Source organism: Bacillus sp. T-10(2022), assembly GCF_056502895.1.
This window is the reverse complement of the sequence record NZ_CP113518.1, coordinates 3512098-3525458: the sequence shown is the minus strand read 5'-3', so window position 1 is coordinate 3525458 and position 13361 is coordinate 3512098. Positions and strand designations below refer to the sequence as shown.

10 protein-coding genes are annotated in these 13361 nt (G+C 41.5%); all 10 read left to right on the top strand.

The genetic code is table 11. The features are described from left to right. The first annotated feature begins 2 nt into the window (after positions 1-2). The 10 genes from OSJ91_RS17150 to OSJ91_RS17105 all read left to right on the top strand — a co-directional run bounded on the left by OSJ91_RS17150 (position 3) and on the right by OSJ91_RS17105 (position 13343). Positions 3-1250: a glutamate-5-semialdehyde dehydrogenase gene (locus tag OSJ91_RS17150; RefSeq protein ID WP_485890124.1), complete on the top strand. Its 1248-nt coding sequence runs from the start codon at positions 3-5 to the stop codon at positions 1248-1250. A gap of 80 nt (positions 1251-1330) precedes the next feature. Then, on the top strand, positions 1331-1765 hold the full coding sequence (locus OSJ91_RS17145; RefSeq protein ID WP_350299299.1) for a general stress protein: 435 nt from the start codon (positions 1331-1333) through the stop codon (positions 1763-1765). A gap of 667 nt (positions 1766-2432) precedes the next feature. After that, entirely contained in the window at positions 2433-4367 is a 1935-nt protein-coding gene (locus tag OSJ91_RS17140) for a sigma 54-interacting transcriptional regulator (RefSeq protein WP_350299298.1), read from the top strand. Between the two features lie 186 nt (positions 4368-4553). Continuing rightward, positions 4554-5528 (top strand): hydroxyacid dehydrogenase, encoded by a 975-nt coding sequence (locus tag OSJ91_RS17135; protein ID WP_485890123.1) that lies wholly within the window; start codon positions 4554-4556, stop codon positions 5526-5528. 86 nt (positions 5529-5614) lie between these two features. Next, a complete protein-coding gene (locus OSJ91_RS17130) occupies positions 5615-5806 on the top strand; it encodes a DUF3311 domain-containing protein (RefSeq protein WP_034307824.1) in 192 nt (63 codons plus the stop codon). Then, positions 5806-7299 carry a sodium:solute symporter family protein gene (locus tag OSJ91_RS17125; protein ID WP_350299296.1) on the top strand — a complete coding sequence of 498 codons (1494 nt, stop codon included), beginning with the start codon at positions 5806-5808 and terminating at the stop codon, positions 7297-7299. Before OSJ91_RS17130 ends, OSJ91_RS17125 begins: the two co-directional genes overlap by 1 nt. A gap of 79 nt (positions 7300-7378) precedes the next feature. Beyond that, positions 7379-9043, top strand: a complete 1665-nt coding sequence (locus OSJ91_RS17120; RefSeq protein WP_350299295.1) for a thiamine pyrophosphate-dependent enzyme — start codon at positions 7379-7381, stop codon at positions 9041-9043. A 55-nt stretch (positions 9044-9098) separates the two neighbouring features. Then, the gene (locus OSJ91_RS17115) at positions 9099-10268 is read left to right on the top strand and encodes a Glu/Leu/Phe/Val family dehydrogenase (RefSeq protein WP_485890122.1); all 1170 of its coding nucleotides are present in this window, start codon (positions 9099-9101) and stop codon (positions 10266-10268) included. Positions 10269-10337: 69 nt separating this feature from the next. Then, entirely contained in the window at positions 10338-11768 is a 1431-nt protein-coding gene (locus OSJ91_RS17110) for an amino acid permease (RefSeq protein ID WP_350299293.1), read from the top strand. A 132-nt stretch (positions 11769-11900) separates the two neighbouring features. After that, entirely contained in the window at positions 11901-13343 is a 1443-nt protein-coding gene (locus OSJ91_RS17105; RefSeq protein WP_485890121.1) for an aldehyde dehydrogenase family protein, read from the top strand. The last annotated feature ends 18 nt before the right edge of the window (positions 13344-13361 follow it).

Genomic DNA, 13361 nt, shown 5'->3' with positions numbered 1-13361 from the left:
AAATGAGTGAAGTGACGGCGAAAGGAAAGGCAGCCAAAAAAGCCAGCTATCAGCTAATCGGTTTGAGTACGGAAAAGAAGAATGAGGCACTTGGAAAAATTGCTAAACAACTGATTATTGATAAAGAGTTTTTGATAAAGGAAAACCAAAAGGATCTGGAAGATGGCAGGAAAAAAGGCTTAAGCGAGTCTATATTAGATCGAATTATGCTGAATGTTAACCGTATTGAGGACATGGCAGCGGCCATTATGCTTTTAATCGGTTTAAATGATCCGATTGGGGAACAATTGGAGACGATCGAAAAAGAGAATGGTTTATTGATTAAAAAGCAACGGGTGCCGATCGGGGTAATCGGGATGATTTATGAAGCAAGGCCTAACGTGACCATCGATGCAGCTACATTATCCTTGAAAACGGGGAATGCTGTCCTATTAAGAGGCAGCTCGTCAGCCAAATACTCCAACATGGCACTAGTTTCTTCCATTCATAAAGCATTAGAGAATACGGAAATCCCTGTAGAAGCTGTTCAGTTGATCGAGGATACGAGTCGAGAAACCGCTAAGGAACTTTTTCATCTTAATGAGTATTTAGATGTTTTGATTCCTCGCGGCGGAAAGAATTTAATTGAAACGGTCATTAAGGAGTCAACTGTTCCCGTCCTTGAAACAGGAGCAGGCAATTGCCATATCTTCATCGATCAGACCGCAGATATCACGATGGTCGAGAAAATTGTCTTAAACGGTAAAACTCAGCGCCCATCCGTATGCAATGCTATTGAGGGGCTTCTAATCCATGAAGAATGGTTTAACGAAAATGGAGTGCGTATTCTGGAACTCCTGGATGAAAAGGGTATTGAATTATATGGAGATGAAGCGGTTTGCAGCGCCTTTCCGAGAGCGAAAACGGCTACAGAGGAAGATTGGTCAACTGAGTACCTGGCTTTAAAACTCAGCGTGAAAACTGTAAAAGGTGTATCCGATGCCATTGATCACATAAACCAATATGGTTCCAAGCATTCTGAAGCAATCCTAACAAGGGATGAACAAAACGCTTACGCATTTTTGAATAAAGTAGATGCCGCAGCAGTTTATCACAATGCTTCCACCCGTTTTACCGACGGCTTTGAATTCGGTTATGGCGCAGAAATCGGCATTTCCACGCAAAAGCTGCATGCACGTGGACCAATGGGGTTACCGGCCTTAACATCAAGCAAGTACTTCATATACGGCCAGGGGCAAATCCGGGAATGAAATTCATTTCTTTCATGGAAGGTTATTAAAGCTCAATTAAGGGTATTGTACAATACATTACTTTTAAAGGAGCAGATACCATGGACAAGAGGTTTATAGCAATATATGAAAATGAAAATGAAGCGACTTCGGCAGTCAAAAATTTAAAGCAACAAGGATATACATCCGATCAAATATCAGTAGTGGCAAAAAACATCGATAAATTACCAACTGAAGCCGAGGAAGTCAGCCCGGCAAAAACTGATGGATTAGTAGCTGGGGCAGCAGCCGGCGGAGCTGTCGGATTGACAGGCCTGCTTATTGGAATGAGTGCATTGGCCGTACCAGGAATTGGTCCGATATTGGCAGCAGGACCGATTTTCACCACTTTTGGCGGGGCCGCAGCCGGGGCCGCATCGGGTGCAGGCGGATTGAGGAAGCCATTATTGGATCTTGGACTGGAGGAAGCTGAAGTCGATCAATATATGGAGGATATTAAAGCAGGGAAAATCCTTGTCATAGCCGATCCTTTTTAAGTTCGCAAGTAAAACCACCTAGAATGAACAGACTTAAGATGTTTGATTTCAACTAAACTCAATAAAAATTCAAAATTAAACAGGTCTTATTTATTGAAAAACCCCGTTCAGGATTTCTTGGACGGGGTAATCTGTTTGTAGGCTAATTTTATTGTCACTCACGATAAAAACAAAAGGAATTCCACATTGGTATGAAGAATAAAAGGAATATAGTCCTATTAGCGTGAAAGGAAGGGGAATTATGGTAAAAAAGTAGAAGCCGATGCCACTTTAAGAAATTATAGATGATTTTATTTATGATGATTTTCCCATTGAGAATCATTATACTGATGATAATGTTAAAAAGCGTTTTCCAGTGATGAAAAGCAAGTTTTATAGAGAAGATTTGAATGACCATTCTTTTGTGATATGTAATACCAATCGAAATCCTTGTGATGAAAAAACCCGATAACAGGGTTTTTTATTTTTCAAAGTGAAAGATGGAATATCTTAATAAAACGGGGAATTAATCTCAAGCGTACTTAAGGCATTTACTTTTCATATTCCTGCTTTGAATGAAATGCTTTGGGGCATTCTTAGCTAACTCGAACTTATCAAGACCTTGTATAACCAGGGCCTTGAGCTTATATCCAATAAACTGAAATGATTCTTGCTGGAGGTGGGTGTTTTGATAAAAATAAAACTCGTTGTTCCTCGAAAAGGGTATATTACGGACGCTTTTGAAAGATTTGAGGAATTCAACAAGTTGGAAGCATCGGAAAACAATGATAACGGTTCGGTTAAGTTTGTATTAGAGGAGGTAGTTGAGGATGCCGATAAGATAGGGAAGCTGAAGCTTGATGCTGATGTAATCATCTCAAGGGGATTAATTACGAAACTTTTAAAAGAAAGCAATGAATTCATTCCAATCGTTGATATACCAGTACAGGGTATTGATCTCATTCGTTCCCTGTATGATTGCAAGGCTCGTTTTGGCAATAAAAAAGTGGCCGTCATAGGTGCGTTAAATATGATTTATGGCGTGGAAAACCTTTCGGATATCGTTGATTTGCCAATTCAGTCCTATATATTAAATGATATCGAGTCCTCAGTCAGTTTAGTGGATTTAGCAGCCAGAGATGGCTGTGAGGTTGTGTTAAGTGGTTTAAGTACCTGTAAATATGCCGAAGAAATAGGGTTGGGAGCCATTCTGGTTGATACTGGAAAGGAATCATTTCGGCAGGCGTTGATTGAGGCGAAACGAGTAGCTCTTGTCAGCAGAAGGGAACAGGAGAAGACCAAGCGTTACCAAACGATTCTTAATTATGCCTATGAAGGGGTTATTGCTATAGATTTAAAGGGACAAATATCCGTATTTAATACGGCGGCTCAGGAGATTTTGTCCATTGCCAAGGGGAGCTTAATTGGAAATTCTATATACGATATAATAAAGCCCGGGAAATTTCGTAATATGCTTTTAAGCAAGGATGAATACGAAAAAGATACGGTTGCTTACCAATCCATTCAATTATCGGTAAAAAAAGTTGGGATATTTTTAAAAGGTAAAAAAGTGGGGGATATGGTCGCCTTTCAAGATGTTACACGCATTCAGGAGATGGAAGGGAAGTTCTTTAGAAAGCTTCATTCACGTGGACATGTGGCGAAGTACACATTTGATGATATATTGTATCGGAGTTCGGAAATCAAGAGGACGATTGAAACGGCTCAACGTTATAGTGAAGTAGATTCAAACATTCTTATAATTGGAGAAACTGGAACGGGCAAGGAAATATTCGCCCAAAGCATACATAATCATAGCAACCGTAAAAATAACCCGTTTGTAGCCATTAATTGCGCAGCCCTTCCGGAAAATTTATTGGAAAGTGAGCTTTTCGGATATGCAGAGGGAGCTTTCACGGGAGCCATGAAAGGCGGAAAGCAAGGATTTTTTGAACTGGCCCATAGAGGTACGATTTTTTTAGATGAAATAGGAGAAATCTCCCCAAAAATGCAAAGCCGGCTGCTACGTGTCCTGCAGGAGCGGGAAATCATGCGCATCGGTGATGATAAAGTAATTCCGGTCGATGTGAGAATTGTGTCGGCAACGAACAAAAACCTCATGCAAATGGTAAAAAGTAATGACTTTCGGGAGGATCTGTATTATCGCTTGAGTGTGCTGGACCTTGTATTGCCTCCGCTTCGGGAACGCAGAGAAGATATTCCGTTATTGGTGAATGCTTTTATTCGGAAAGGTCATTCAGATCAAAAACAAATCAAGATTACGGATAGTGCCATGAAAAAGCTGAGTGAAGGGAATTGGGAAGGGAATATTCGCCAATTGCAAAATTTTTGCGAGCGATTATGTGCTCTTTATAAGAACAAATTAATTGATGTGTACGATATCGAAATGTATTTTCCGAATAGAAGTAAAAAGAAAATACCGCTGTCGCAACAAGACGGAGAGAGCGATATGTCACCTGGAATACATTTATCCGAGCGTGAAAGAATTGTTCAAACGTTAATAAAGGTGAATTTTAATAAAGGAAAAGCTGCCTTTGAGTTAGGCATGAGTCGCACGACATTATGGAGAAAGATAAAAAACTTGAATATTGAAACAAATTGAAACGTAGTGAAACAAATTAATTCATTATGAAACAATTTGTTTACTTTATTTATGTCTTAATATGAGAACTAATTGGCTTCTTTCTTGAATAAACGGATGTTTTTTATGTTGGCACAATAATTGTATATAAACAATGGAGTAGGAAAGATTTTTCCTTCAAGGTTAACATGAAAGGTTGGTGGGAATGTGAGTCATTTAGTGTATATTCCTCAAGATATTGAGAAAGAGGGGAAAAGTTATTTAGTAGAAAAAGGCTTTAAGATTAAAGTAGGGTCTGATCTGTCGCAAGAAATTCTTATGGAAGAAATCAAGGGATGTGATGCAGTATTAACGAGATCAACGGCTGTAATAAATAGAGAAGTTATTACAGCAGCTGAAAACCTCAAAGTAATAGCTAAGTATGGAGTGGGCTTGGACAATATCGATATCGAAGCCGCTACAGAGCGTGGCATTTATGTAACAAATACCCCAGAGGCGAATGCGAATTCTGTAGCTGAACATGTAATGGCATTAATTTTATCATTGTCCAAAAACTTAAACTTGGCTGATAAAGAGCTGCGCAGCGGGAATTTTGCTATCCGTAATCAACTTTTTGGCATGGACTTGGAAGGCAAGACTTTGGGGATTATTGGACTGGGTAGAATCGGTAGAATACTGGCAAAAAAGGCTTCCGAAGGCTTCGATATGAAAGTGATTGGCTACGACCCCTATGTTACAGCCAACCCGAATTCTGAGTTGGAGATAGCAACAGATTTAGAAAGGGTATTCAGGAATTCTGATGTTATTAGTCTACATCTGCCGTTAACGAAAACAACAAAAGGAATAATAGGAAGCCGTGAGTTTTCCTGGATGAAACCTTCCTCCTTTTTTGTAAACGCTTCCAGGGGCGGTGTGGTGAAGGAAAGTGATTTAGTAAACGCTTTGCAAGCGGGTGAGATTGCCGGCGCTGGAATAGATGTTTTTGAAGTTGAACCTCCTGATAAATGGAATCCCCTTTTTAAATTGGATAATGTGATTGTCAGCCCTCATAATGCGGCATTGACGAAGGAAGGTTCGATACGCATGGCTATACATGCAGCAACGCAAGTGGAACAAGTTCTTACTGGCGTGAAACCGAACTGGGCTGTAAATGAGCCCTTAACTAAAGGGGTGTCAATGTAATAATACAGCAATAATTATCTGTTTTTTCTGAAAAATGAGGTTTGAAAAATTCGAGTTTGGCATTTGTTGATAAGGATGGTGAACAAATGAAGAAAATAATCTATGTGATAAGTGCAATACCGGCACTTGGCTCGCTTGTGGTTATCAATCGAATTGAACCTTATGTGTTAGGGATGCCATTTGTTCTTTTTTGGGCCATATTATGGGTCTGTCTTACATCGGTTTTTTTGATAATTGCTAATAAACTTGATCCTGCAACCGAGGAGGAAGAAGACTGATGAATGAAGCCCTGCTTGTTATCCTTTTCTTTCTGGTTCTGTGTATTTGGTTAGGGCTTCAAGCTCGAAAAGGTAAAAATATGAGTTTGGAACAATGGGCTATAGGCGGAAGAGGCTTCGGCAGCTTTTTGCTCTTCTTCTTGATAGCAGGTGAAATGTTTACGACCTATACGTTTTTGGGCGCGAGCGGAGGAGCTTATAGATCGGGTATGCCTCCTGCCTTATATGCTTTCAATTGCTTCTATTTTGTAATCGCATATTGGCTGTTGCCGCCTATTTGGAGGTATGCCAAAAAAAATAATGTCATTTCTCAATCTGATTTTTATGACAAAAAGTACAACAGCCCGGCTTTAGGTGTTCTTGTGGCGGTAATTAGCGTCATTTCAATTATTCCATATCTGATCATGCAGTTGAAAGGGTTAGGTATTATCGTATCGGAAACCTCCTATGGGTCCATCTCTCCAAATGTGGCTATAGTTGTTGGTGTAATTGCGATCACAATTTATGTAACTGCCTCTGGGATGCATGGAGTAGCGTGGACCGCGGTCATTAAAGATATCATGATTCTGGCAGTTGTCGTCTTTATGGGGATTTATTTTCCACTTCATTATTACGGTGGTTTACAGCCGATGTTTGAAGCAATCAATACAGCAAAACAAGGTTTATTGATATTCCCGGAACAAGGTTTGAGTATCTCTTGGTTTATTTCAGCTACGATCATGACAGCACTGGCATTCTATATGTTTCCTCATATGTTAGCGGGTGTGTTCTCTGCAAAAAGTCCCAAATCACTCCGTTGGAATGCTGGGATTATGCCAATTTATCAAGTAATCATCATTTTTTCGTTATTTATTGGTTTTTCTGCGATTCTCCAAGTTCCGAATTTACAGGGAGCAGAAGCAGACTTAGCTTTATTTAAAATGGCGAAGATGTCATTTGATCCCTGGTTTGTCGGAGTTATTGGAGCATCAGGGGCGATGGCAGCCCTTATACCCAGTTCACTAGTGTTGACAGCTACGGCCACGATCCTTTCAAAAAATGTATATAAGGTGTGGAAGCCGAATACATCAGATGAACAGCTTCAAAGATTGAGCAGGATGTTAGTACCTGTCATTTCTATAGTGACTCTATATTTTACGTTCAATGGCGGGGAGTCGATTTTCACGTTATATCTTATGGCATATAGCTTCATGGCACAGTTGTTTCCAGCACTATTTTTCAGTCTGTGGAAAAAGAATCCTGTTACCGTTCAAGGAGCTTTTGCCGGAATGATCGTTGGAATCCTAATTGTCATATACTCGACTACTTCAGGTACGACGCTTGCTACTTTATTTCCATCTCTACCGCAAGGAATACAAGATCTTGATGTGGGGTTAGCTGTATTATTCATCAATATTGCAGTAACTTTGGGAGTGAGTGCCGTTACTAGAAAAACTTCAATTCGGATGGAAGAGAAAAAACAAGTTTCCGGAATGGAAAAACTTATTAAATGATAGTGGGAATGAGTTCAATATTAATATAATCATAAATTACGAGAACAAAAACACGTACTTGAAAGCGGGAGGCTTGATTATGAAAGTCAGTGGAGGAAAAGCAGTCGTAGAAGTAATGGCTAAAGAAGGGGTAAAAAAAGCTTTTTGTGTACCAGGTGAAAGTTATCTTAGTGTAATGGATGCGCTATATCAACATCCTGAAATAGAACTTATTTCCGCCAGGCATGAAGGAGGTGCCTCTTTTATGGCGGAAGGGTATGCCAAGGCTTCAGGGGAGGTAGGAGTTTGTATGGCAACCCGTGGAGTGGGGGCTACAAACTTAGCTATCGGCATTCATACTGCTGCTCAGGATTCAACCCCTTTGGTTGCGCTTATTGGCCAAGTCGAACGCCCTTTTAAAGAGAAGGAAGCCTTTCAGGAAGTGAATTTGACGGGTTTTTTCAGTCATTTATGTAAATGGACGGTAGAGATCGATCGTGTGGAAAGAATCCCGGAATTATTGCAACGGGCTTTCCATATTGCGCGATCGGGTCGTCCGGGCCCTGTATTAGTGGCTTTGCCGCATGACATGTTAGAAGATGAGGCAGAGTTGAACATTAATCCTTCTTATCGCCCGCTTCCTCCTCAACCACATATGGAAGATGTGAAGCAGGCGATGGATACAATACGAAACGCGGAGCGCCCCGTATTGATTGCAGGAGGAGGTGTGATTCATGCTAAGGCCAACAGGCTGCTTGTACAATTTGTGGAGACAATGAAACTTCCTGTCGTTACAGCTTTCCGTCGATTTGACGCGTTTCCGAACTCACACCCTAGCTATGCAGGATGGCTTGGGTTTGGGACACCTCAATATTTACTTGATGCAATCCGTGATGCAGATGTAGTTTTGGCATTAGGGACACGATTCTCTCAAGTAGGAACCCAAGATTACACCTTGCTTTCTAAAAATACAAAACTGATCCATGTGGATATTTGTCCAGAAATTTTTGGTAAAGTGTATGCTCCTTCCCTTGCCATTGAAGCAGATGCCAAGAGCTTCTTGGAACAAGCACTACAAGCACCAGAATCAGGATCTTTTATTTCATGCGAGGATCATTTGAAGGGATTACACGATAAATATATGGAATTTTCTGAACCAAAGGCCGACTATACAGAAGATTTCGTGGATATGGACGGATTGATGCATGATCTGGCCGTCGGTCTGCCGAAGGATACCATCATTACAAATGATGCAGGAAACTTTTTTGGGTGGCTATCCAGATATTATCGTTTTGAACAAGAAAACACATACGTGGGGCCAACGTCGGGTGCGATGGGATATGGACTGCCTGCTGCTATTGGGGCAAAGCTGGCGCAGCCTCACAAACATGTTGTTTCTATTTCAGGAGACGGCGGCTTTATGATGACTCTCCAAGAGATTGAAACCGCTGTACGGTATAAAATTCCGACTATATCAATTGTTGTGAACAACAATATTTACGGAACAATTCGTGTACATCAAGAAAGGCATTTTCCAAATCGGGTCGTTGGAACTGACTTGTCTAATCCTGATTTTGCCGAATTGGCGCGCTTATTTGGAGCACATGGTGAAAAGGTTGAAAAAAATAGTGATTTTGCGCCAGCGCTGCAAAGGGCGATTGCTTCAGGGCTGCCTGCTGTAATCGAAGTTGCAGTCAATCCAAAGATTCTATCTGTAGGCCAAGACAAGAAGGAAGTCCACGAAAAGCTAGTGTCGAACAATTAACATTGGAAGTTAGCAGGAACCAATAAAAAGAAAGTATTTAAGGGAGGTTTCATAGTTGTTAAAACCATATTTAGTTGTGGAATGGAATGATACGGAAACAGATGCTAAAGGCTGGCTGGTCGTCCATAACTTTGTCAAAGGTTACACAGGCGGCGGTACTAGAATGCACCCAACGGTTACAAGAGAAGAGGTCGAGAGGTTGGCCGAAGCTATGGCTTATAAGTATGTAGCCTGTGAGTCTGGGACTACTGGCGGTTGTAAAGCGGGCATTGCCTATGATTATAAAGCGCCAGACGCATATGCAGTGTTAAGAAGATTTTTGATTGCGATGATGCCTTATATAGATATAGGGGTATCGTTAGGCAGTGATTTAGGTACCAAATATGAAGATGTGCTCAAAATATTTAATGAATTTGGCATTGATATCCCCCTAACGAAATCAATGAAGCAGAATCCGAATGTTCTGCAAGGGATAAAAGACTTCGATGAACTGTTGACGACAAAAATCGACGGGTTGTTTTTAAACGATGTCGTAACAGGCTATGGTGTGGCTTTTTCCGCAGATGAGGCATGGAAATTTAAAAGCGGAAAAGGTGGAGCGAAAGTTGTCATTCAAGGATTCGGCTGTGTAGGGGCAAGCTGCGCATTGAAAATGTCCCAGTTAGGTTATAAAGTTGTGGGAATTTCCGATGCAGCCCTTTTGGTTACATGTGAAGAAGGATTGGATGTCCAAAAGCTTATTGATCATAAGAATATGTACGGGGAAATGGATAAAGCCTTTTTTGAACCGCATTATGATGTAAGGCCAAACACGGAATGGCTCGACATAGATTGCGACATTTTAATTCCGTCCGCATTGGAGGATGTCATCCACATATCCAATGCCAAAAGCGTAAAAGCGAGCTTGATCGTTGAGGCGGCGAACATTCCCCTTTCTTCAGAGGGAGACGAAATCATAAAACAGAGAGGAATAGATGTTGTCAATGATTTCGTTGCCAACCTTGGGGCGATAAGATTTTATGATGTGGTTATTTTCGGATTAGTTAAACCAAATCCACAAGCTGTCGTTGATGATATAGAAAAACTATGCAGGAAAAATACGTTTCATTTGTTTACACAAGCAAAAAAACAAAAAAAATATCAAAGAGAAGTAGCTTATGAAATATTTAAACCGACAATCAGCGACCTTCCAGAATATACAGTGCCTTCCGAAGCGTTATCGTGAAACTCTCGTTAACTTGTGTTAATCGTAAAAGTGTTCAGGCAGTTTATCGATCAGGAACGGGGGGAATTCATGCAAACGGAACATGAAAATCAGCCAAAAGAATTACAGCGTTCAATGAAGAGTAGACATTTATTCATGCTCTCCTTAGGTGGGGTAATTGGAACAGGTCTTTTCCTGGGCTCAGGATATGCAATCGGTGAAGCTGGACCCTTAGGAGCGATCGTTGCCTATTTGGTCGGTGGTTTATTAATGTACTTGGCGATGATTTGTCTCGGTGAATTATCGGTAGTGATGCCGGTATCCGGATCCTTTCAGGTCCATGCAACGAAATTTATCGGTCCCGCCACTGGATTTGTCATTGGCTGGATTTACTGGCTGAGCTGGGCACTTTACGTAGGCCTGGAATTTGTAGCGGCCGGTTTGCTCATGACTAGATGGTTTCCCGATATACCAGTATGGATATGGTGTGTGATATTTACAATACTTTTATTCACTATAAATGCATTAACGACGAGAAGTTTCGCTGAGACAGAGTATTGGTTCTCCGGGATTAAAGTACTTGCCGTCATTCTATTCATAATTATCGGTGCTGCAGCGATGTTTGGATTGATTCATATGGAGGATGCACAACCTGCCCCATTCTTTTCCAATTTTATAGGAGATGGACTATTCCCTACAGGATTCACGGGTGTGTTTATATCGATGATGACAGTCGTATATGCTTTCCAGGGATCGGAAATCATGGGTGTTGCAGCAGGAGAGACGGAAAACCCGCAAAAAAGCATTCCGAGAGCGATTCGAAATATCGTAATACGTGTGCTGCTTTTCTATGTACTGGCAATCTTTGTTCTGTCGGCCATCGTCCCGTGGCAAGAAGTTGGGGTATTGGAAAGCCCATTTGTTACCGTGTTTGAAATGGTAGGCATTCCTTATGCAGCTGACATTATGAATTTCGTAATTTTGACGGCGGTCCTCTCTGTAGGAAACACGGGTCTGTTTGCTTGTACAAGGATCCTTTTCTCCCTTTCTCAAAACGGTATGGCGCATTCTGCATTTGGAAAGCTCAATCGGCGCGGTGTACCTATGAACGCCTTACTCGTCACCATGGTCTTTGCCTTGCTGTCTTTACTTACTAGTGTAGTAGCGGAAGAAACGTTATTCGTTGTGCTACTTTCCATAAGCGGGGTTGGAGGGGTGCTTACTTGGATGGCGATTGCGTTCGCACAGTACAGATTCCGTAAGCAGTATATCAGAGCAGGCGGAAAGGTTGAAAATCTGAAGTTTAGAGTACCTTTTTTCCCGTTTGCCCCGATTCTCTGCATCATTATGTGTCTTGGTATTTTCGTGTTCACCGCTTATGATCCGACACAGCGCACTTCGTTGTATTGGGGGTTAGGTTTCGTCGTTGCTTGCTATATATTTTACTATTTCAGATATGCGAGAAGGAAAGTGGAGGTGCCAGCCTTAACAAATGATCAGCCCAATGATTTTGTTCAATAGATTATTCTTAATGTGCCCGACAAAAGAAAACGTTTGGGTATGCAGGAATCGCTGAAGTATCCATTTAGAAGTTTCCGGTTATAAGCAAACCTATTATTTAAAATTAGAAAAATAGAATACGGAGGAAATCGTATGCGTTACTTAAATTATATTAATGGAAAATGGAAAGAACCCATTACAGGGGAGTATAAGGAAAATCTTAGTCCCCATAATGGAGAAAATTTAGGAGAATTTCCATCAAGTGCTGTGGTTGATTTACATGATGCAGTGGCAGCCGCAAAAAATTCATTTCCTGACTGGAAAAAGCTGTCGTTTCAGCAACGGGCTTCATACTTGCAGAAAGCAGCTGATATTTTAAAAAAGAATATTCAGGAAGTAGGTCAAGATTTGATAAAGGAAGAAGGGAAAACATTCTTGGAAGGGATGGGGGAAGCCAATCGTGCCGCCAGCATACTTGAATATTATGCTGCTGAAGCCCGGCAGCCAATCGGGGAAGTAATTCCTTCAGCAAATGCCAATACATTTTTATACACTATCCGCACCCCGCTAGGTCCGGTGGGGTTGATTACACCATGGAACTTTCCTATCGCCATCCCTGTATGGAAATTGGCGCCGGCCCTGATTTACGGGAATACAGTCGTGATTAAGCCGGCTGATTTTACACCTAAGTCGGTCTATCATGTGATGAAAGCATTTGATGAGGCGGGTCTTCCGCCTGGTGTCATCAATTGTGTATTCGGAAGGGGTTCCGTCATTGGTGCTGCATTAGTGGAACATCCGGATGTGAAGGCCATATCTTTTACAGGCTCGAATCAAGTAGGTCAACAAATTCATAAACAAGCCATTGAACATGGAAAGAAAGTGCAAGCGGAAATGGGAGGGAAAAACCCGCTCGTCGTCCTCGCCGATGCTGATCTTGAAAAAGCAGTGGAAATAGCTATAGGCGGAGCTTTTAAATCCACAGGGCAAAAATGCACAGCCACTAGCAGGGTGATTGTCGAAGAAGGAATTTATGAAGTATTCCGGGAACGGCTTGTCGCGCGTACGAAAGAATTAAAAGTGGGCGACCCGCTCAAAGAAGAATCATATATCGGTCCCGCTGTTTCTAGATCACAACGCGATGGCGTGCTTGAAATGATCGATGTTGGGAAATCAGAAGCTACGCTGTTGTGTGGAGGGGAGATTCCGGCAGAAGAGGAATTGGCGAACGGTTTTTATGTCCGGCCGGCTATCTTTGAAAATGTTCCACAACATGCCCGCATTGCACGTGAAGAAATCTTCGGACCAGTCATCGCCCTTTTTAAGGCCGGAAATTATGAGGAAGCAGTTAAGATGGCAAATGATACAGAGTATGGATTGAGCGCATCAATTTGTACAAACAATTTAACGTTGGCTCAACGGTTTATTGAAGATGTGGAGGTGGGTCTTGTACATGTCAATTCGGAAACAGCAGGAACCGAACCGCAAATGCCATTTGGCGGATGTAAAAATTCAAGTGCAGGCAGCCGTGAACAAGGGAAGAGTGCCGTTGAATTCTATACTGAGGTCAAGACAGTCTATATGGATCGGGTATAACTAAAATGGTACCAAGCA

Excerpts from the sequence above, each read along its gene's own strand:
- OSJ91_RS17150 (WP_485890124.1), top strand. The coding sequence starts at position 3 with ATGAGTGAAGTGACGGCGAAAGGAAAGGCAGCCAAAAAAGCCAGCTAT.
- OSJ91_RS17145 (WP_350299299.1), top strand. The coding sequence starts at position 1,331 with ATGGACAAGAGGTTTATAGCAATATATGAAAATGAAAATGAAGCGACT.
- OSJ91_RS17130 (WP_034307824.1), top strand. The coding sequence starts at position 5,615 with ATGAAGAAAATAATCTATGTGATAAGTGCAATACCGGCACTTGGCTCG.
- OSJ91_RS17125 (WP_350299296.1), top strand. The coding sequence starts at position 5,806 with ATGAATGAAGCCCTGCTTGTTATCCTTTTCTTTCTGGTTCTGTGTATT.
- OSJ91_RS17120 (WP_350299295.1), top strand. The coding sequence starts at position 7,379 with ATGAAAGTCAGTGGAGGAAAAGCAGTCGTAGAAGTAATGGCTAAAGAA.
- OSJ91_RS17110 (WP_350299293.1), top strand. The coding sequence starts at position 10,338 with ATGCAAACGGAACATGAAAATCAGCCAAAAGAATTACAGCGTTCAATG.
- OSJ91_RS17105 (WP_485890121.1), top strand. The coding sequence starts at position 11,901 with ATGCGTTACTTAAATTATATTAATGGAAAATGGAAAGAACCCATTACA.